Source organism: Clostridia bacterium, from assembly GCA_035561135.1.
GTDB lineage: Bacteria > Acidobacteriota > Terriglobia > Terriglobales > Acidobacteriaceae > DATMYA01.
Genome location: DATMYA010000048.1, coordinates 115,340 through 136,023, shown reverse-complemented (window position 1 = coordinate 136,023; position 20,684 = coordinate 115,340). Strand labels below are relative to the sequence as shown.

Annotated in this window: 17 protein-coding genes; 9 read left to right on the top strand and 8 right to left on the bottom strand. The window is 58.8% G+C overall.

The features are described 5' to 3' along the window. The first annotated feature begins 6 nt into the window (after positions 1-6). Both VN622_09825 and VN622_09820 read left to right on the top strand, forming a co-directional pair. A complete protein-coding gene (locus VN622_09825; protein HWR36154.1) occupies positions 7-1,023 on the top strand; it encodes a diacylglycerol kinase family protein in 1,017 nt (338 codons plus the stop codon). A gap of 336 nt (positions 1,024-1,359) precedes the next feature. Next, entirely contained in the window at positions 1,360-2,250 is an 891-nt protein-coding gene (locus VN622_09820; protein HWR36153.1) for an energy transducer TonB, read from the top strand. Between the two features lie 175 nt (positions 2,251-2,425). Here VN622_09820 and VN622_09815 read toward each other — a convergent pair whose 3' ends face one another. Both VN622_09815 and VN622_09810 read right to left on the bottom strand, forming a co-directional pair. Next, positions 2,426-2,719, bottom strand: a complete 294-nt coding sequence (locus VN622_09815) for a YtxH domain-containing protein (protein HWR36152.1) — start codon at positions 2,717-2,719, stop codon at positions 2,426-2,428. A gap of 72 nt (positions 2,720-2,791) precedes the next feature. Further along, complete coding sequence (locus tag VN622_09810; protein HWR36151.1) at positions 2,792-3,511, bottom strand: CBS domain-containing protein; 720 nt, start codon at positions 3,509-3,511, stop codon at positions 2,792-2,794. Between the two features lie 406 nt (positions 3,512-3,917). Here VN622_09810 and efp point away from each other — a divergent pair, with 406 nt between their 5' ends. Genes efp through VN622_09795 form a run of 3 tightly spaced genes read left to right on the top strand, consistent with a single transcriptional unit; the run spans position 3,918 to position 5,363 of the window. Next, a complete protein-coding gene (gene efp / locus VN622_09805; protein ID HWR36150.1) occupies positions 3,918-4,478 on the top strand; it encodes an elongation factor P in 561 nt (186 codons plus the stop codon). A 41-nt stretch (positions 4,479-4,519) separates the two neighbouring features. Next, positions 4,520-4,810, top strand: coding sequence for an acylphosphatase (gene yccX / locus VN622_09800; GenBank protein ID HWR36149.1), 291 nt, complete (start codon positions 4,520-4,522; stop codon positions 4,808-4,810). 4 nt (positions 4,811-4,814) lie between these two features. After that, positions 4,815-5,363 carry an adenine phosphoribosyltransferase gene (locus tag VN622_09795; GenBank protein ID HWR36148.1) on the top strand — a complete coding sequence of 183 codons (549 nt, stop codon included), beginning with the start codon at positions 4,815-4,817 and terminating at the stop codon, positions 5,361-5,363. A gap of 84 nt (positions 5,364-5,447) precedes the next feature. On the opposite strand, the gene VN622_09790 is transcribed toward VN622_09795, so the two are convergent. Beyond that, the gene (locus VN622_09790) at positions 5,448-5,708 is read right to left on the bottom strand and encodes a hypothetical protein (protein ID HWR36147.1); all 261 of its coding nucleotides are present in this window, start codon (positions 5,706-5,708) and stop codon (positions 5,448-5,450) included. A gap of 122 nt (positions 5,709-5,830) precedes the next feature. Here VN622_09790 and VN622_09785 point away from each other — a divergent pair, with 122 nt between their 5' ends. Then, the gene (locus tag VN622_09785) at positions 5,831-6,361 is read left to right on the top strand and encodes a DinB family protein (protein HWR36146.1); all 531 of its coding nucleotides are present in this window, start codon (positions 5,831-5,833) and stop codon (positions 6,359-6,361) included. 153 nt (positions 6,362-6,514) lie between these two features. On the opposite strand, the gene purM is transcribed toward VN622_09785, so the two are convergent. Then, positions 6,515-7,552 carry a phosphoribosylformylglycinamidine cyclo-ligase gene (gene purM / locus VN622_09780; protein HWR36145.1) on the bottom strand — a complete coding sequence of 346 codons (1,038 nt, stop codon included), beginning with the start codon at positions 7,550-7,552 and terminating at the stop codon, positions 6,515-6,517. Between the two features lie 74 nt (positions 7,553-7,626). On the opposite strand from purM, the gene VN622_09775 reads away from it, so the two are divergent. Then, a complete protein-coding gene (locus VN622_09775; GenBank protein HWR36144.1) occupies positions 7,627-8,133 on the top strand; it encodes a GNAT family N-acetyltransferase in 507 nt (168 codons plus the stop codon). 220 nt (positions 8,134-8,353) lie between these two features. Here VN622_09775 and VN622_09770 read toward each other — a convergent pair whose 3' ends face one another. The 3 genes from VN622_09770 to VN622_09760 form a co-directional block, all read right to left on the bottom strand. Next, the gene (locus VN622_09770; GenBank protein HWR36143.1) at positions 8,354-9,544 is read right to left on the bottom strand and encodes a zinc-dependent alcohol dehydrogenase; all 1,191 of its coding nucleotides are present in this window, start codon (positions 9,542-9,544) and stop codon (positions 8,354-8,356) included. A 53-nt stretch (positions 9,545-9,597) separates the two neighbouring features. Then, on the bottom strand, positions 9,598-10,380 hold the full coding sequence (locus VN622_09765; GenBank protein HWR36142.1) for an SRPBCC family protein: 783 nt from the start codon (positions 10,378-10,380) through the stop codon (positions 9,598-9,600). A 246-nt stretch (positions 10,381-10,626) separates the two neighbouring features. Next, a complete protein-coding gene (locus VN622_09760; GenBank protein ID HWR36141.1) occupies positions 10,627-11,643 on the bottom strand; it encodes a metallophosphoesterase in 1,017 nt (338 codons plus the stop codon). 251 nt (positions 11,644-11,894) lie between these two features. Here VN622_09760 and VN622_09755 point away from each other — a divergent pair, with 251 nt between their 5' ends. After that, a complete protein-coding gene (locus tag VN622_09755; protein HWR36140.1) occupies positions 11,895-14,642 on the top strand; it encodes a bifunctional acetate--CoA ligase family protein/GNAT family N-acetyltransferase in 2,748 nt (915 codons plus the stop codon). 243 nt (positions 14,643-14,885) lie between these two features. Beyond that, positions 14,886-18,263 (top strand): DUF3857 domain-containing protein, encoded by a 3,378-nt coding sequence (locus tag VN622_09750; GenBank protein ID HWR36139.1) that lies wholly within the window; start codon positions 14,886-14,888, stop codon positions 18,261-18,263. Positions 18,264-18,443: 180 nt separating this feature from the next. Here the strand turns inward: VN622_09750 and VN622_09745 are convergent, their stop codons facing one another. After that, complete coding sequence (locus VN622_09745) at positions 18,444-20,192, bottom strand: thiamine pyrophosphate-dependent enzyme (GenBank protein HWR36138.1); 1,749 nt, start codon at positions 20,190-20,192, stop codon at positions 18,444-18,446. Positions 20,193-20,684 lie beyond the last annotated feature (492 nt).

The window sequence follows — 20,684 nt, the reverse complement described above, 5'->3', positions numbered from 1 at the left end:
GTTACAATGCGCTTCGTGCGCGCCGCGGCTATCCTGCACCCCAACACTGACTCCAAGCTCCTGCGGCGCTTCCATGCCGCGGGCGTGAACATCTTTGCCGGCAACACCATCGAGCCGCCGGACTACCCCGACGTAGCGCTCGTCTTCGGTGGAGACGGTACCGTCCACCGTGCCCTGCAACCGCTTGCCGAAAGCGATTGCGCGCTGCTGGTGGTCCCCACCGGCAGCGGCAACGACTTCGCCGCCGCGCTCGGTATACGCTCCGTCGCCGACGCCGAACGCGCCTGGCGCAGATTCCTCGAAACGGGCGACAACGTCCGCACCATCGATCTCGGCGTCATTACGCCGGTCGCCGCACAAGCTGAACAAGGCGACACCAACGCGTGGGTCGATGGCCGATTGACCTTTGCGGATAAAGAAGGCCGCTTCCCTCAACCTCCCGAAGCGCTTGGGCCGGCGATCATGCGTGCCCATCTGCACCACGCCCTTGAACGCGCCGCACCTCACGTTTACTACGGCTGCATCGCGGGCACCGGGTTGGACTCCGCCACGAACGAGCGCGCCAATTGTTTACCGGGATGGCTCCGCGCCCACGGCGGATACGTCTTGTGCGCGCTGCGTACCCTCGCGACCTATAAGTCGGAGCGCATCTCTATCGCGTTACCCGATCAGGATGGGCACTTCAAAACCTTCATCTCTGAACCATCGCTTCTTGTCGCAATAGCCAACGCTCCCACGTATGGCAACGGCATGCGCATTGCGCCGCGCGCGCAACTCGATGACGGACTGCTGGACATCTGCTTCGTCCGCCACGTTCCCAAACTGCGTGTGCTGCGATTCCTGCATACCGTCTTCTCCGGCACGCATCTGCGCCTTAAGCGCGAAGTTGAGTACTTCACCGCTCGGCGGCTGCGCGTACAGACCGCCATGCCCATGCCTATCTATGCCGATGGCGAATACGTCTGCGAGACTCCGGCAGAGATCACGATTCGCCCACGAGCTCTGCGGGTCATTGTTCCCTAATCAAAGTTCCCTAATCGAAGTTCCCCGATCGATGTTTCAATCGAGGTTCCATAATCCAGCGTCCGCACTCGATATGTCCCTGGCCAGCATGGCAATCATAGGTCGGGTGGGCGGCCGCGCTTTCGTACATGGCCTAGGAATCGAGTGCTCGCGATTCCGCTGCGGTTTGCACGGCGTTTCCAGTGCAAGTATATGAATCTTCTGGAACACGGCGCGAGCTTTCCCGCTTCATGTCGCATGGGGGAGTGGAGGGACGGAGTCGCGTTTTGTCATCGTCCTGCAAACCTTTTTGTGAAACTTTTCCAGCCAGAGTAGGTCTATACTTAGAGCGAAGCGATGACGACACCAGCTGTGAACAAACCGGTTGCTGGTACGAATCAAGGCGAGACGCAGGCGCACGATATTCTGCCGACTCTTTTCGGCGATGGATACGGCACCTACGCCGTCAATAGGAATTCCTTCGTCGTCTCCTTTCTCCTGAATATCCTGTTTGTCGCGGGGTTCGTGGGGATAGGCAGTTACGCATATACCCATCAGGACGAAGTGAAGCAGATCATCACCGGCCAGGTTATTGAAATCAGCCCATACGTGCTGTCGCAGGCGGAAGACCAATCAGGCGGCGGTGGCGGCGGTGGTGACCGGGACAAGCTAGCAAGCCCGAAGGGCGCTTTGCCGAAGTCTGCTCGCGACCAGATCGTTCCGCCGGCGGTCGTAGTACGAAACGAGAACCCCAAGCTGGTTGTTCCGCCCACGGTTGTCGCCCCTGAAATCAACCTGCCTCAAATGGCGAATCTGGGTGACCCACTCTCCAACGTCACCGGTCCAGCCTCGAACGGCACGGGCTTCGGTGGCGGCATCGGCACCGGCTCCGGTGGTGGTGTAGGTTCCGGACGCGGTCCCGGCGTCGGTCCCGGCTGGGGCGGTGGAACCGGCGGCGGCGCATACCGCGTTGGCGGAGGCGTCAGCGCACCTCGTGCCCTGTACGCGCCCGATCCTGAATATTCAGAAGAAGCTCGCAAGGCCAAATATCAGGGCACGGTCGTCTTGTGGGTCGTCGTCGGGCCCGACGGTCGTCCGCATGATATTCGCGTGCAGCGCTCTTTGGGCATGGGCCTGGACCAGAAGGCCATGGACGCCGTCCGCAGTTGGAAGTTCGAGCCGGCAAAAAAGGATGGTCAGCCGGTCGCAGTCCAGATCAATGTGGAAGTGAACTTCCGGCTTTATTGAGTTATTCGCGAAAAGCCCGAACCGCCAGAGTTCGGGCTTTCTTTTTGGCATTGGTATTCGATGTTTATCTTGCTGAGCGAAGCGGCGAACGCGCAGTCGAAGTAATCCTTTTGCACTGCCCGCCGCTTCAGCTTAACGCGCACCGTTTTCAACAATAGGAAACGCTACACTCCCTTCAGCTCCGGCGCATCTTGCGCGCGAAAGGGGCAACCCGTTCCTTCGCCGTGCTCGCCCACTCTGACCCGCGTTCCATCACGTCGCCCGCCTGCTCACCCCAATTGCCGATACGCTCCCTTGCGTCCTCGTACTTGCGCCGCAGCGTCCGGCGCATCTGCCTGCCGGTTTTAGGGGCCATCAGCAATCCGGCCAGCGCACCCACGCCGATGCCAATCGCCAGAAATAAAATAACCCTCCCCGCATCGTTCTTTTCCGAATACTCATAATCGCCAAACGTTTTGTAATCGGCCATTCGCTTTCTCCGTTCGCGTACACCTGAAGAGGCACGCACTGTGTGAAACAGATGCTAGCCGGCTTGGTTTGGTCAACTTGCCTTGCGCCGGGTACGCGCGGTTTTGCTTTCGCGGAAAGGCACAACACGCGCATTTCGCTCAAGTTCCTCGCCCGCGGTCCGGTTGCTGATTCCTTGGTCGCCGGGACTTACCTCCTGTCCGCGTTTAGCTTCGGCGCGTGCGTCCGCTTGTCTGCCTGTAGTGCGACCTGCGCGCTCTTCACCCCTGCCCGGCGTCCCCATCGGCTGCGGCATTCGTATCTTCGCCTGTGCGCTCCTCTCGCTTCTTCCGCCAGGCTGCTTCTTTCCCGAACTCTTCGCGCTCCCTGTTGATTTCCTGACGCCGCGGGATACGCCTTCCAGCGCGCCGCCGGAAACCCGTTCGTCGCGTTCCTTCACTGCGATGTCGCCGATAGACACCATGCCGACCAGTTGGCCGTCTTCGACCACCGGCAACCGGCGTACCTGCTGGCGGGACATAATCTCGGCCGCTTCTTCCGCGTAGGTATCGGGGCTCGCCGTTTCCAGGTCTTCGCTCAGAACATCCGTCGCCGTGGTCTCCGCAGGGTCTTTGCCTTCAGCGATGCAACGCAGCACGATATCGCGATCGGTCACAATGCCGACCAGTTCGTCGTCGTCCACGATCGGGATGGCGCCCACATCTTCGTCCCTCATCATCGTCGCGATTGTTTCCAGCGTGGTGTCCGGATCGGCGGTCATCACATCGGTTGTCATGATCTCGCGAACTTTCATCGGAACTCCTCTGCCCAGCTGTGTTCTGCTGGCGCATTTGCCCTCTGTCAACAACGATTAGAACGCCAGGCGCTGTTCGCCGTTGCCACGGTACGGGCCAACGCCCGCAAACTTTGCGCGCCTCGTTTGCCACGAACCTGCGTTCTGCGATTCCCAAACACGACGGTGCTCCTGTAAAATCAAGTGTTTGTCGCGGTGTCACAAGGCTCCGCAACACCACTCCAGCGCACACGCGCTTGAAATCCCTTTTTGCGGCCCGCTCCGCAGTACCCGCCGGGATTTCCCGAACGGCATAGTTCGCCCGGAGCGCGGGCAGGTTCCGACAGGCATAACCGGCATAATTGGGTCGGGAGAAAACGGATCTCGGTCGCTGGCCAGAGATACAAATACGAAGGAGCAATACCCAATGGCGATTCCAGCCACACAAATGCGTCCCGGCATGGTCATCAAACACAACAACGAACTTCATGCCGTCTTCAGCGTTGAACACCGCACACCGGGCAACCTGCGCGCTTTCATCCAGGCCAAGCTGCGCAACCTGCGTACCGGCGCAATGTTCGAACATCGGTTCCGCTCAGGCGACGCAATTGACAAGATCACCGTCGACGAAATCAAAATGGAGTTTCTCTACAACGACGGCGACGATTACTACTTCATGGACACCACCAGCTACGAGCAGACGCACATGAAGCGCGACACGCTCGGCGACGCGGTGGATTACCTGACAGCAAATCTCCAGATCACGGTCGAAATCTTCGATGGCAAGCCCGTCGGCATCGAACTGCCGCAGACTGTCGAACTCAAGATCGTCGCCACCGAACCGGGCTTGAAATCTGCAACCGCCAGCAGCGTCACCAAGCCGGCAACCACCGAAACCGGTCTGGTCGTCTATGTGCCGCCCTTCATTAACGAAGGCGACACGGTTAAGGTTGACACCTCCGACGGTGGATACCTGAGTCGCGCATAGCTCAGTTTGCGCCAGGCAGGAAGCGGCAATCGAGAATTCTTATGGGCGCTAGATTGGAAACCCGCCGTTATATTGTCTCCGGCCGCGTGCAGGGTGTCGGCTTCCGCTGGTACGTGGAACGCGAAGCTCGCATCCTTGGCCTCAGTGGCTGGGTGCGCAACAAGCAGGATGGCAGTGTCGAAGTGCTGGCCGCCGGGACACGTGAGCAACTGGGCGCGCTGTACGACAAGTTGAAGCAAGGCCCGCGCGCTGCGCGCGTGGATGATGTGGAAGTGGAAGAAGCAGCACCGTTGAACGATCTTACGACTTTCCGAATTGAGGGAGCGTGGTAGCAACATGCACCAGCCCAAACCTGCAATGAACTGTGAAGCCCTGAAGCAACTCATTCGTGAAGTGCCCGATTTCCCTAAGCCGGGCATTCTCTTCTACGACATCACCACGCTGCTCAAGGACAAGCTTGGTTTTGCCAGGCTCATTGACGCACTCACCGCGCATTACCTGAACAAGGAAATTGACCTCGTTCTTGGCATAGAGGCACGCGGCTTCATCTTCGGCCCCGCACTCGCCTATCGCCTGAACGCCGGGTTCGTTCCCGTGCGCAAGCCCGGAAAGCTACCTGCCGAAACCGTGAAGTGGACCTACGAACTGGAGTACGGGCACGACACGCTGGAGATGCACAAGGACGCCATCAAACCCGGCCAGCGCGTGATCATCGTCGATGACCTGCTCGCCACCGGCGGCACCGCTCAGGCCACGGCGGAACTCGCGAAGTCTCAGGGCGCGGATATTTGCGGCCTCGGGTTCGTCGTGGAACTCGATTTCCTGGCGGGCCGCAACAAGCTCCAGGGGTACGACGTCTTATCCTTGTTGCACTACGACAAATGATCGGTTCAGCAGTTCACGCAAAAGGCGCGACCATCGGTCGCGCCTTTTGCGTTTAATTGACCCTCAGCGGCTTTTACAGGCTGCTCACCGCTCGTCACTGACCATGAGCGACGCGTCCTTTGGCAGGTAGCTTTTTCTTCTGAACCAGTCTTCCATGCGCTCGCGCAGAAGCTCCAAGGGCACCCGCGTGCCAACCTCGATCAGTCCATCAGAGACGGGCAGCGTGTCGTCAAACACCTGATCATTAGTGAAACTGCGCATGGCAAAACTATCGAGCCACTTCATTGGCGCAACATGGAGTTCGCCATTCTCTTCGTATTCGACGCGAATCTTGCGGGCAAACATAAGGGATAGTGGTTCGTAAGAGTGATTGATAGATAGTAACGCACAAGCGCAGAAAACAAGGGATAAACGGTGGCCGATTCCTTCATTTGCGTACGGCCCTGATTGGGTTGACAATGACTGCCATGTCGAACTTTTCATTGCCGCAAGCGGACGAGTACGCGGAGTTCTATGCCGGTTACATTCAGCGTGTGCCGGAGACAGATGTCGTCGGCGCCATGGAATCGCAACTCACGGAGGTGCAGGCAACGCTGAACAAATTCAGCGATGCCGAGGCGGAGTCCTTGAAGGGAACGGAGCAGTGGTCGCTTAAGCAAGTGTTGGGCCACCTATGCGACAGCGACCGGGTGCTCTCGTACCGCCTGCTGCGTATTTCGCGCGGGGATCGCACGCCGTTGCCGGGGTACGAGCAGGACGATTACGTCGCCGAGGGACGATTCAACGAGCGGACGCTTGAGTCTCTGCTTGAGGAATACACACTGCTGCGTAAGGCGACGATCGCGCTGGCAAAAACCATCACGCCAGAGATGGCGCCGCGCCGGGGTGTGGCGAATGGCAGCGAAGTGACGGTAAGAGCCCTGCTCTACATCATCGTCGGACACACACGCCAGCACCTGGAATTCATTCGTATGCGTAACGCAGGGAAGCTTTCCTGATGCTTCTGAACTGCTGAGCTGCGCGGTTTGCCGAGCTGCCGACTTCTATTGTCTTCCCGAGCAGAGCGACGCAGTCGAGGAGTTACACCCTCGCTCAGGAAGACAACAAGATTTGGCTTTCGCCGACTACTGGCAACTGGCAACCGACAACTGTTAGCTGTACTGTACTTTCTTGTCGCCTTTGACGATACGGCCGATGGTGTAGCCCTTCTCGCCGGATTTCTCCAGGATTGACTGCACCTTCTTGAACTTCTTGGGCGAGACGACAAGAACCATTCCGATACCCATGTTGAAGGTGCGCATCATCTCCGAGTGCTCGATATTGCCGAGCTTCTGCATGTGTTCGAAGATGGGGAGGACGGGCCAGGTTCCCATTTCCACAACGGCGCCCATGCCTTTGGGCAGGACGCGCGGCAGATTTTCGGTGATGCCGCCGCCGGTGATGTGCGCCATGGCTGCGACTGCATCGGCATCGATAAGGCGGCGCAGTACGGGCCAGTACGACTTGTGCTGCTTCATCAACTCGGTGCCGACCTTGCCCTTCATCTCATTCACGTACGTATCAGGCGAGTAGCGAGCGACGGAGAAGAGCAGCTTGCGGGCGAGCGCGTAGCCGTTGGTATGGAGTCCGGTGGAGGGCAGTCCGATCAGGACGTCGCCGACCTGAACGTCCTTCCCTGTGATGACCTTTTCTTTCTCAACCACGCCGACGATAAAGCCTGCGAGGTCGTATTCGCCAGATGGATAAAAGCCGGGCATTTCGGCCGTTTCGCCGCCAATTAGGGCGCAGCCGTTGTGCTTGCATGCTTCGGCAATCCCGGCGATGACCTTCTCCGCGGTCTCTGGTTCGAGCTTGCCGACGGCCAAATAGTCCATGAAGAACATGGGCGCGGCACCCTGCACGGCAATGTCGTTGACGCAATGGTTCACAAGGTCGCCACCGACGGTGTGGTGCAGGTTCATCTCGAAGGCGATCTTAAGCTTGGTTCCGACGCCATCAACGCTGGAGACGAGTACTGGGTCTTTGTACTTCTTCTGATCGATCTGGAATAGGCCGCCGAAGCCGCCGATTTCGCTCAGAACGTTCCTGTTGAACGTCTTATGGGCGAGATACTTGATACGTTGTTTGGTTCGGTTGGCGCGTTCGATATCAACGCCGGCGTCGGCATAAGTAGTGGAGTTTGTTTCCATGCTGTTCATTCCGCTGCAGGTTCCGTCGTGGCGGGAAAGAGCCTCATTGTAGCATTCTGCGAGCGCAAAGCGGTGTGATCACCATCGAAACAGAACGATTACTGATGAAGCCGTGGGCGGAAGGCGACGTGGAGGACTTCTTTCCAATCGCTCGGGATCCGCTGGTGATGCGCTGCGGTGGCGCGCCATGGTCGAACGACGAAGTGCTCGAATTTGTTGCGCGCCAGATGGTGAGCCAGGATCGCAACGGGTTCTGCATGTGGAAGCTGGTGCTGAAGGAAACCGGCGAACTTACCGGCTTTTGCGGACTGCAACCGCTGGTGGGAACGGAAGAAATCGAGGTGGGCTGGTGGTTGGCATCGCGTTGCTGGCACAAAGGACTGGCAACCGAGGCCGCGCGAAGAGCGCTGGAGTTCGCCTTCGCAGAGGCTGGATTGGAGCGCGTCGTTGCCGTGGTGCTGCCGGAGAACGAGAAGTCAGTGGCCGTCACGCAGCGGCTTGGGATGCGCTACGTTGGACGCGTGCAGCATAAGGGGATTGAACTGTTGAAATATGAGGTGCGGAAAGAGGGTTGGGTTTAGCGGAGTGATGCAACGGCGTTGATGCAATCAACACCACTCGTCACCCCTGAGCGAAGTTCGCGCGACATTCGCTCAGGGTGACGCGTGGGGAAGTATGCCCAAGGTTCGGTGCGGCCTCCGCTCGGGGCGAAGGGAAGCTGATCGGTCTCACCCTTCGCTCTAAACCAGAAAGACTTGTAACCGGCTTGTTCGCTTGCAACCCACTCTCACGGTTCGCTCGCTATGCCGCCATCTGCTCCGCCCATGGGTCCAGGACGACTTTGATGCAGTGATCCTGTTTGTTTAAGAACTTGCGGTACATCTCCGGCGCGTTGTCGATCGACACCCTGTGGGTGATGACGAAGCTGGGATCGATTTCGCCGTGCTGGATGCGCTCGAGAAGCGGGGCAAGGTACTTGATCACGTGCGTCTGTCCCATTTTCATGGTGAGGCCCTTAGCGAAGGCGGCTCCGAAGGGAATCTTGTTGAGGAACCCGCCGTAAACGCCGGGGATGGAAACGGTGCCGCCCTTGCGGCAGGCCTGTATGCACTGGCGCAGGACGAGAGGACGATCCATTTCTATGCGAAGGGTTTGTTTGACTTCGTCAATAAAGGCATCGACAGAGTGGCCGTGCGCTTCGAGGCCAACGGCGTCGATGCAGTGATCGGGGCCGCGTCCGCCAGTCATGTACTTGAGCGTCTCGATAAGGTCCTCGGTCTCTTCGTAGTTGAGCACCTCGGCCTTGGCCTGTGAGGCCATCTGCAGGCGCTCAGGGAAGCGATCGATGGCGATGACGCGTTCGGCTCCGAGTAGGAACGCGCTGCGGATAGCGAACTGCCCGACGGGGCCGCAGCCCCAAATCGCGACAGTCTGGCCGGGTTGTATGCCGCATACTTCCGCGGCCATGTAGCCGGTGGGGAAGATATCGGAGAGGAAAAGCGCCTGTTCATCGGGCATGCCGTCGGGAATTTTGATGGGATCTATATCGGCGAAGGGCACACGCGCGTATTGCGCTTGTCCGCCTGCATAGCCGCCGTAGAGGTGCGAGTAACCATAGAGCGCCGCGCCCGATTGCCCGTAGAGGCTCTCAAGCATGTATGCGTTGGGATTGGTATTGTCGCAGAGCGACCACATCCCGTTTTTGCAAAAGAAGCACTGCCCGCAGCAAATGGTGAAGGGCACGACGACGCGGTCGCCCACCCTTGTGTTCCTGACCTCTGGGCCGACTTCGACGACTTCGCCCATGAACTCGTGGCCAAGGATATCCCCCTGCTCCATAGTCGGGATGAATCCGTCATAGAGGTGCAGGTCAGACCCGCAGATGGCTGTGCGCGTGATCCTCACGATGCAATCGCGTGGATTAAGAATGTTCGGATCGGGAACTTGTTCGACTCTGACATCCTGTTTGCCAAACCAGCAAAGAGCTTTCATAGAAACGTCTCCGTTCGGATTCTGTAGCGGCCATGCGGCACGTTGGGTGCGGCTCAGGCGGTGCGCTGGATCAGGGACCGCTTTTCGGCAGTGACGGCCTGAACCATGCGTACCCACGGCGTCCGACGTCCGGAGGGCTGTCCCTCGGTCGTCGGTATCTCGCCGGCTTCGAGAAGCTGTTTGAAATGCCGCAGGTCTTCGCGTATCTGCTGCTCGGGTTCTTCGCCGAACATGCGCGCGATCACAGCACCCAGTCTGCCTGCGGGCAGGCGGTAGTCGATAGCGACTCTGACTTCGGTGCCGCCATGGAAAGTGGCAGGACGGAACTCAACGGAGCCGCGGTTCTCAATCGTGGCGCCGGCCAGCGATGTCCAGACGATGTAGGAGTTGGACTGTTCGTCGGTAATCTCGGCTTCCCAGGTGACGTTGATGCCCATCGGTGCGCGTGCTTGCCAGCGGGACTTTCGGTCGCCGGTCACTTGCACGGACTGGAGGTGGCGCATGAATCGCGGCAGGTTTTCGAAATTGCGCCAGAACTGGAAAACTTCTTCGACCGGCTTGTTAATGGTGAAGGCGCGCTCGACGTGAATCGGTTGCACGTGGTGGCGGGTTGAGCGCACACCTCGATAGACGAGATAGCCCCCGGCGGCCGCAAGTCCGGCACCGGCCCAGTTGCGACGCGTGGCGCCAAACGTGGCCAGGGCGCTGCCGCCGACGATGGTTGCCCACGATTGCATGGGTGTCGGTTTCAGCCGATGTCGTTGCTCCGGCGCTTCCGAACGGGAGGCCCAATCGGTACGGCGCGAGCGCGAAGGGAATGGGTTTTCGTAGTTCATAGCATTGCCGCCTTGCTCGAAAGTTTGGGACCTAATCTCGGATGCGGAGGGCAATCGCAAAGTTTGGTGAGGAAGCAGAGTCGCGGGGCTGTGCCGCAGGATATATCGGAGCAGAGAAAGCCGCAGCGAACGTGGTGTTGTAAGTTGCCTGACTGCATGTGCAAAATGCAGCCCGGGTTGACGTACTTTTGGCACTCGCTATCGTATATGCAGAGAGACGGGCTCGGGTGTTCTCGACCACATGGCCTAGTGTTTGGCCGTAGCTGCGGCGGCTTTCGCAGGAGTGAGCGTGAAGAAATCTCGCTCTTGCCAATCGGCCTTATTCCCCTTCATTTCCAATTTCATCATGGAGAAGCCGAGTTTTCCCTTATCCACGTTCAGGACGCAATAGTGGTACGTGGGGCCTGGATCGGTGTAGACGTCGTCAGGTTGGCGCGGTATCTCGTAAGGCGTCGCGCCACCGCCGCCGGAGACGATGTAGGTCACCCCGCCGTGCTCATAGCGTTCGTAGTTATGCACGTGCCCGGCAATGACGACGAAACGAGCGCGTGTGTGAGCCTGCCTGTCTTCGAGCATTCCGGCAATTCTCTTCTCTGCTTCTCGAACGGAGTGGCCGCCGCCATGGGCGTTACTCTGCGAGCGCGTGTACGGCGGATGGTGGAGATTGAAGATGACGAAGTCCACGTCGTGGGGAATGGCATCGAGTTGCTGTTCGAGCCAGCGCGTCTGCGCCTTGCTGGCGGCGATGCCGGCAGCGCCCTGTTGATCGATGGTGTCGGCGCCGGGATCGATCGAGCTGTCGAGCGTGAGCACCAGCACGTTGCCCGCACGTGCGGAGTACCACCGGCTTTGTTTTAATTCCGGAAAGCGCTGGAAGTAATTGCCGAGCGCCACACCCAAATCACCGCGGAGATCGTGGTTGCCAAGCGCGGGGAGCACACGGATTTTCGACCGAGGGAAAGCAGCGGTTTCAGCGTCCCACGCCTGCCAGTCGGAAGCGCGGTCGCCACGCGCGACAAGGTCTCCGCTGATCAGGACGAACTCTGGCTTCTCCGAGACAATCTTCTCCACAATGAGCTTGCGCCTGACTGGATCGCTGTCCTTGGTGTTGGAAGGATCGAGGAAACGGATATCGCCATAAGCGATGAACTTGAACGGCGGGCGCAAATTCAATTCGAGCGCCTGCTGGGCCGCAGCAAATTGGAAACAGCAAAGAATTACGGCGACAATCGCTAATGCCGAACCGGGGTGGCTGCGCCTCATCAAAGTACCTCCAGCACCTTTGGATGCGAGTTATTCGACAGAAGGGGCATTGCCCGGACACTTGACTCACAAGGCGTTTATTATGGTTTAGCACGTCACATGGTTCGAAGCGGGCACGTCACAATGGACCGTGTCTGAATCGCTGTATTTTGGCCTGGAAGGCTGAAAAGATAACCGGTTCTGCATTCTCTGCGGCCCCGTTCGTATGGCGAGTGTCGTCCAGATCTCATAAGTATTCAAGGTGACTATTCATGAATCCTGTTAGCAAGGCTGTTACAAGCGGTACGAAGGCTGATCCATCACACGACGTATTACGCGCGGAGGCGCATCCGCTTGACGCGATTTTTGCGCCGCGCAGTGTCGCCCTGGTCGGCGCATCAGAACGGCAGGGCAGCGTGGGCCGCAACGTTTTGTGGAACCTGCTGAGCAGCCCGTTCGGCGGGACGCTCTACCCTGTGAACCCCAAGCGTTCGAACGTGCTTGGAGTGAAGTCTTATAAGAGCGTCAAAGACTTGCCGGAAGTTCCTGACCTGGTCGTAGTCACGACGCCCGCCGAGTCGGTTCCCGCGCTCATGCGCGAATGTGTCGAAGTAGGCATCCCGGGCGGCATTGTGATCTCCGCGGGCTTCAAGGAGATTGGCGAACGAGGCAAGCAACTCGAGCACGAAGTGATGGAAACGATTCGCGGCAAGATGCGGATCATCGGCCCGAACTGCCTTGGTGTTATGAATCCGCTGCAGGGCTTGAACGCGACCTTTGCATCGACCATCGCGCGTCCCGGCAATGTAGCTTTCATCAGCCAGAGCGGCGCACTCTGCACGGCGGTCCTCGACTGGAGCTTGCATGAGAACGTCGGCTTCAGCTCGTTCGTCTCCATCGGCTCGATGCTGGATGTGAACTGGGGCGATCTGATTGACTATTTCGGCAACGATCCGCGTTCGCAATCGATCGTCATCTACATGGAATCGATCGGCGATGCGCGTGCGTTCCTCTCGGCAGCCCGTGAAGTTTCCTTGACCAAGCCGATCATCGTCATCAAGGCAGGCCGTACGGCGGCGGCGGCAAAAGCCGCGGCATCCCACACCGGCTCGCTGACCGGAAGCGACGACGTGCTCGATGCGGCGTTCCGCCGCGTCGGCGTGTTGCGCGTCAATTCCATTGCCGACATCTTTTACATGAGCGACGTGCTGGCCAAACAGCCGCGTCCCAAAGGGAATCGCCTGTGCATCGTTACGAATGCAGGCGGCCCCGGCGTCCTGGCGACCGATAGCCTGATTCAGGGCGGTGGCGAACTGGCGGAGCTTTCGACCGATACAATGCACGCGTTCGATGAACTGCTGCCTTCGGCGTGGAGCCACAACAATCCCGTGGACATCCTGGGCGATGCCGAACCGGAGCGTTATTCGAAGTCGCTGGAAATCGCCGCTAAGGACCCGAACATCGATGGCATGCTCGTCATCATGACCCCGCAAGGGATGACCAATCCGACGCAAATCGCCGAGCACCTGAAGCCCTATGCAAAAACTCTGGGCAAGCCGGTACTGGCGAGTTGGATGGGAGGTAGCAGCGTAGCAGCGGGTGAAGAAATCCTGAACCAGGTTGGCATCCCGAGCTTCGCGTTCCCGGATACGGCCGTGCGCGTCTTCAACTACATGTGGCAGTACGCGTACAACCTGAAGGGCTTGTATGAGACTCCGTCTGCCGCTGCGATCGGGACGGGCGTTGACCGCGACAAGGCGCGCGAGATTGTGGATACCGTTCGCAAATCGGGACGCACGATCCTGACGGAGTACGAGTCGAAGAAGCTGCTGGAAGCTTACGGCATCCCGACGACGAAAACGGAAATCGCCGCGACCGAAGAGGAAGCAGTGAAGTGGGCCGAGAAGATCGGCTATCCCGTCGTGTTGAAGCTGTATTCGCTGACCATCACGCACAAGACGGACGTTGGCGGCGTGGTGCTGAACCTTCGCGACGCGGCTGCCGTGAAAGCGGCATTCGCTTCGATCAAGAAGGGTGTGACGGAAAAGGCCGGTGCAGAGCACTTCCAGGGCGTCACCGTGCAGCCGATGGCGAAGCTGGATGGCTACGAGATTATTCTTGGCGCCAGCATCGATTTGCAGTTCGGCCCGGTACTGCTGTTCGGCACAGGCGGCCAGTTGGTGGAAGTGTTCAAGGACAAGGCGCTCGCGCTGCCTCCGCTGAACACGACGCTTGCGCGCCGCATGATGGAGCAGACAAAGATCTACAAGGCGCTGAAGGGCGTTCGCGGGCGCAAGCCAGTGGACATGGCGGCCTTGGAAGAACTGATGGTGCGCTTCAGCGAATTGGTAGTCGAGAACCCGTGGATCAAGGAAATCGACATCAATCCATTACTGGCGTCGCCTGATCGTCTGCTTGCACTCGATGCGCGCGTGGTAGTGCACGGCCTGGATGTCAAGGAAGAAAACCTGCCAAAGGCGGCGATTCGTCCCTACCCCATGCACCTGGTTTCGCAGTGGAAGATGAAAGATGGTGAGGAAGTTACGATCCGGCCAATCCGTCCGGAAGATGAACCGCTGATGATCAACTTCCACGAGAAGCTTTCGGAACGCACGGTGTATCTCCGCTACTTCCAGCCGCTGAAGCTGAGCCAGCGCACGGCGCATGAACGGCTTACGCGTATCTGCTTCATCGACTACAACCGCGAAATGTTACTGGTGGTCGAGCGCAAGAACGCGAAAGGCGAGCGCGAGATCGTCGGCGTCGGACGCTTGAGCAAACTGCACGGCCGCGAGGAAGCGGAACTGGCAGCGCTGGTGCGCGACGAATTCCAGGGCAAGGGCCTCGGCAGCGAGCTGTATCGGCGTCTGCTGGAGGTCGCAAAACTGGAGAAGCTGCGCAAGGTGAACTCGAACATGCTCGGCGAGAACCGCGAAATGCGTAGCATCTGCACGAAGCTCGGCTTCAAGCTGCAGACGGATCTCGAAGACAACATGATTCGCGCCGAACTGTCACTGTAGTTCGTTGCACATGACTGTTGTCCTCCTGAGCGGAGCGACGTAGTCGCGGAGTCGAAGGATCCCTTTCGTCACATCGAAAGATTTTGGCGAAGTAGGGAACCTTCGACTCGGGTTGACACCCTCGCTCAGGAAGACAACTGAGATTCTGGCAGTGTCAATAAAGGAGATTTGCGAAGTGCAGGAGAATCGCAGACTAAAGACAATGTCCTCCTGAGCGAAGCGTGTCGTCGGTCTGAAGCAAAAGTGAGTCATGTACTTGTGGCGGACGCCGGAATGAAGTACAACTCGGCAACCGACATGAGCCGCCTGAAATTCGTTCCCGTCCTCATCGTTTTCATTTTTGTATGCGGAACCTTCACGCATTCACAATCTTCCAAGCCTGCCGCTAAAGAAGCTCCGACCACAACCGTGACGGCCGTGGCACCAGTGCCGGCTCCGGACTATTCGCGCGAAGCGTTCGTTACCGAAGAACTGAAAACCTATTACCGATTCGAAGAAGACGGTACGGGCGTGCGGACAATGACGGCGCGCCTGCGCGTACAGAGCGAGGCTGCGCTGGCGGAACTCGGCCAGCTCGTGTTTGGCTACAGTTCGGCGAACGAGCGGATCAATCTTGGATATGTGCGCGTGCGCAAGGCCGACGGCTCGGTAATCACGGCGGCTGACACTGCCGTGCAGGACATGACGTCTCCGGTTGCGCGCGAAGCCCCGGTTTATACCGATTTCCGCGAGAAGCACATCACCGTTCCGGCGCTGCGTCCCGGTGAAGTGCTGGAGTATGAAGTAACGAGCGAGACCTATGCGCCTCTTGCGCCGCGCCAGTTCTGGATGGCTCACACCTTCGCGGCCACCGGCATCGTGCTGGACGAAACCCTGATCGTGGATGTACCTCGCGACCGGACGCTGAAACTGAAAGTGAAGCCGGGATTTGACGTGAAGATTACGGAGGAGAACGGGCGGAAGATTTATCGCTGGGCGCACGCAAATCTGAGCCGTCCGGAGGACGAGAAGGACAAAAAGACCGGCAAGAAGAGCCGGCGTCCGAAGCCACAGGACGCGGCTGACGTGCAGATGACGACATTCCAGGGGTGGGGCGAGGTCGGCACATGGTATGCCGGGCTGGAGAAGGAACGCCGGGCGGTCACGCCCGAACTGAAGGCGAAGTCCGACGCGCTCACGAAAGACAAAGCTACCGACACTGAAAAGATTGAGGCGATCTACGACTACGTCGCCAAGAACTTCCGCTACGTCAGCCTGTCGTTCGGCGTGGGCCGTTACCAGCCACACGCGGCGTCCGAGGTCTTTACGAACGGTTACGGCGATTGCAAAGACAAGCACACGCTGCTCGCGACCTTGCTCAATGCCGCCGGATTTACCACGGACACGGTGCTGATTCACTCGACGCGCAAGCTGGACGCAGAGGTGCCATCGCCTGCGCAGTTCGACCACGTCATCAGCCGCGTTCATACCTCCGATGGAACGATCTGGCTGGATACGACGAGCGAGGTTGCGCCTTATCGCGTACTGATGATGCAGCTTCGCAAAAAGAATGCGTTGCTAATCGAACCTGGCGGCAAAGCGACTGTGGAAGAGACGCCCGCCGACCTGCCGTTCAGCGGCCAGGAAGATAGTTGGGTCGATGGAAAGATCACGGAACTCGGTGTCTTGCAAGCGCACGTGAAACACGTGAGCCGCGGCGACAGCGAATTAATGATTCGCATGGCATTGCGGCGAGTTTCGCAGGCGCACTGGAAGCGTATTGTCGAATACCTGGCCTCGGTCGAACTCGCGCCCGGAGAGATTACGGACTTCAAGTTGAGCGACCCGGCGGCGACGAATGAGCCCTTCGTTATCGAGTACTGGATCTCCGTGCCGAATTACCTGGAATGGACGCGGAAGAATTCCAAACTGCGCGTCCCGTTACCGATCATGCAGGTAACCGAAGCTCCGGAGACCGAGGAAGGCGAAGAACAAGAGCCGTTCAGAGTGGGTGCTCCCGGTGTAATGGCGATGCACTCGACGATTGCGATACCGGCGAAGTTCAAGCTTCGTTTGCCGCTGCCCGTCGAAGTCAAGCGAGAGTTTGCGGATTACAAGTCCAGCTACAAAATGGATGGACAGACGCTCAATTCCGAACGGCAGCTGACGATCAAACAGTTCGAACTGCCGCCGGAGAAACTGCGCGAGTTTAGCTCGTTCCGTCGCGTGCTGAACTCCGATACAAAGCAGGAGATCGGAGTGGAGCAGGCGGAAGTGGGAACCGGCGTGGCTCCGAGCGATGCCAAGGCCGACGACCTTGCCGAGGCCGCAACTGCGGCTTCGCGAGAAGGCAACTATAAGATCGCCGCCGAACTCTACGAGCGCGTCGTCGTCCTGGAGCCGAAACACAAGACGGCGTGGAACCAGCTTGGTCGCGCATATCTCAACCTGGCGCAGTTCCAGAAGGCGATTAGCGCCCTGGCAAAGCAGATCGAAGTGAATCCCTACGACGAGTGGGCGTACAACAACATGGGCCTGGCGTACTGGCGCCTACGCGACTATGCCGAGGCCGAGAAGGCGTTTCGCAAGCAGTTGGAGGTGAACCCGCTCGACGTCTATGCGCATGCCAACCTGGGACAGATGTTCGCCGACCAGAAGCAATGGGACGCCGCGCTGCCGGAGTTGGAGACGGCTTCGCAGATCACGCCTGACAATCCATCGCTCTCGTTGCGCCTGGGCGAGGCATACCTGAATTCGAACAAGGCCGAAAAAGCTATGGAAGTGTTCGAGGCTACGCTGGAAAAGACGCCTGGTCCGCTGGTTTGGAACGACGTCGCCTACTTCTTGGCCGACCAAGGGCTGTTCTTGGATCGCGCGAAGAAATATTCGGAAGCCGCAGTGGGCAGCGTTTCTTCCGCGCTGCGGAATATGCCTGAGGAGCAGTTGGTAAAAGTAGGCGCCGCGTTAACGTCGATGCTTGCGTCCTACTGGGACACGCTGGGGTGGGTGTACTTCCGCATGGGCGACGTCGACAGGGCGGAGAAGTACCTGGCGGGCGCGTGGCAACTGGAGCAGCACGGCGAGGTCGGCGAACATCTTGGCCAGCTCTATGAAAAGCAAGGGGACAAGGATCGCGCGAAGGACTACTACGCCATGGCGCTGGCAAGCACGACTCCTCAGGCCTCAGCGCGCCAGCATCTTGCGCCGCTCGTCGGCGGAGACGCGAATGTGGACGCGGTGGTGAACAGATATCGCGCGCAACTCGGCAAAGATCGAACGGTGCAGTTCTCGAACGCGGCGAAGATTTCCGGCTCGGCCGAGTTCACGGTCACGCTCGACGCCGACGGCAAGGCTCAGAATGTGAAAGCGCAGAAGGATAGCTTCAAGGCCGGAGTGAAACCGTCCGGCAACAAAGAAGACGCTCAGAAGTTTTTAGACGACCTGAGCGCCCGGCTGCGGCAAGAGAAGTTTCCGGTCAGCTTCCCGGATGGTGCCGCACCCCGGATCGTCCGTAAGGTGTTCCTGACCTGCGGCGATGCAAAGGAGTGTACGGCAGTGCTTGCACTAGCGGACGATGCGGCTAATTCGTCGTCCCCGGTGTTGCTCAGCGCTGATGGAACAGCCGTAACGCCAGTACCGTAACAGCAATACAACGAGTCTGGGCGAAAGTAGGATTTGCTACTTCCCGCAGTCGAGGAAAAGCAGATCCTTCGATTCACTCAGGATGACTCTCATCAATAATCGCGGGGCGTGGCCAAAAGGCCACGCCCCGCTAACGTTTGCCGTCTTTTGTCCGCCGTCTAACGTCCGCCGTCTGCCCCTCTACACCAGTTCGCGAATCTTGTCGCCGAAGATTTTGCGCGCCATTTCAAGAGCTTTCGGTTCTCCCCGTACCAGTGACTCGGCGAAGTGGTAAGCCTGTTCTGGCTTCACCTTCGCTGGCATTGGAGGCTCGAGCGGATCGACATGGGCTTCGAGAATCGCCGGACCGGGTGCTGCCAGAAATTGCTCGACGGTGTCGCCCGCCAGTTTCGGATCCTTGCAACTGAAGCCAACAGCACCGCAGGCGTGTGCGAACGCCGCAAAGTCGAAGTCCTGCAATTCGACGCCGTACTCGGGATTACCGAGGAAGACCATCTGTTCCCACTTGATCTGGCCGAGCGTGTTGTTCTTGATGACGCAGACCTTGATGGGTAGCTTGTGCTTCACGGTGGTGAGGAACTCGCTCATCAGCATGGTGAAGCCGCCGTCGCCGATGAAGCACAGCACCTGGCGGTGGGGATAGGCGATTTGTGCGGCGTTCGCGTAGGGAAGTCCGCAGGCCATCGTCGCCAGCGTGCCGGAGCAGGCGTGCATCTGTCCGCGCTTTGCGGGTATGTGCCGCGCCCACCACGTAGTGATGGTGCCGCTGTCGCAAGTGACAATGGCGTCGTTGCGAAGCCGTATGCCGATCTCATGGGCGATCACTTGCGGTTTCATGGGAATGTCTTTGCGTGCTGATTGCTCGTGCATGAGGCTTTTCCAATCCTTCATGCCTCGCTGTGCGCGATCGAGAAAGGCTCGGTTCTGCTTGCGTTTCAAGAGCGGCAGCAGCTCGCGCAGAGTTGTGGCGCTGTCGCCGACCAATCCGACCTCTATGGGATAGCGCAAGCCGATGCGCTGAGGGTTGAGCTCGATTTGAATGCCGCGCGCCTGGCCGGGCTTGGGCATGAATTCAATGTAGGGGAAGGAGCTGCCTACGATCAGGATAGTGTCGCACTGCTCCATCGCTTCTTGCGACGGCAGTGTGCCGAGGAGTCCGATGCCGCCGGTGGTGTATGGCGAATCGTCGGGCACGGCGGCCTTTCCAAGCAGGGCCTTGATGATGGGCGCGCCCAGAACTTCGGCGACCTGTTCAAGTTCATCGGTCGCCTTGAGCGCGCCTCGTCCGGCAAGGATGGCTACCTTGCCAGCGGCGTTCAGAATTTCGGCGGCGTGTTGCAGGTCTGCGGGATTCGGCAGGCGTGCGCTGCGGGCATACACGTCAGAGTTGTGGTCGGCCACGTTGCGGGAGGAGCGCTCGCGTTTCGTGAGCGGCATCTCCTGCATGTCCACCGGCATCGTTATGTGCGATACGCCGTGGTAAGCGAGAGCCGTTCGGCAAGCGAGATCGACTACGTTTTCGACGTGGGCCGGGCCCATGATGCGTTCGTTGTAAACGCAGACATCCTGGAACAAGCGGTCGAGCTGAACATCCTGCTGCGTGAAAGTGCCGACAAGATCGTGGAATTGAAGGCCGGTGATGGCGAGAACGGAAGCGCCATCGAGCTTCGCGTCATAGAGCCCGTTCAGCAGGTGAATGCCGCCGGGACCGCTGGTGGCGAGACATACGCCGAGGCGTCCGGTGAACTTGGCATAGGCGCAGGCCATGAAGGCGGCGCCTTCTTCGTGACGTACCTGCACGAAGCGGACCTTGTCCTGACGCGTGCGCAGCGATTCCATGATGCCGTTAATGCCATCACCGGGAAGTCCAAAGATGGTATCCACTCCCCACTCGATTAACGATTCGACCAAGACATCGGAGGCATTCATTGGGACTCCTTTAATACTGAGCGTTCGCTCCAGATTTCGTTTTTGAAGAAAATTAAGTGAGTCGTTGGGCTGAATTGTTGATCAATACATCGCGTAGGGTGGGATGCGTTTGTAGGACACGCAGCTTTCCTCGTACTGAAAAAAGCTGTCATGAGCGCTGCACAATGGCCATGCAGGTCGTGGGGGCCTGCATCCGTAACTGTGGTGAAGCGGCGCAATACATCGCGGAACGACATATGACGTTCCATGTAAACGGAATGACGATCGCGAAACTGGGCGGCGCGTTCTTTCGTTTTGGGCCGTTGAGGTACCTTGCTATAATCACCGGTTTGCGTGACGTACGTCACAGACACGGGCGCAACTCATTCGGTCTGCGAAATGGCAATCACGCGTGCTTGTCTGCTTCGGCAAAGGGGTGCGCGGAGGCGAGCGCGTGCGAACGAGGCGTCGTAGCGCTTTCAACACTGGAACCAGAACGGAATAGCTCATAAC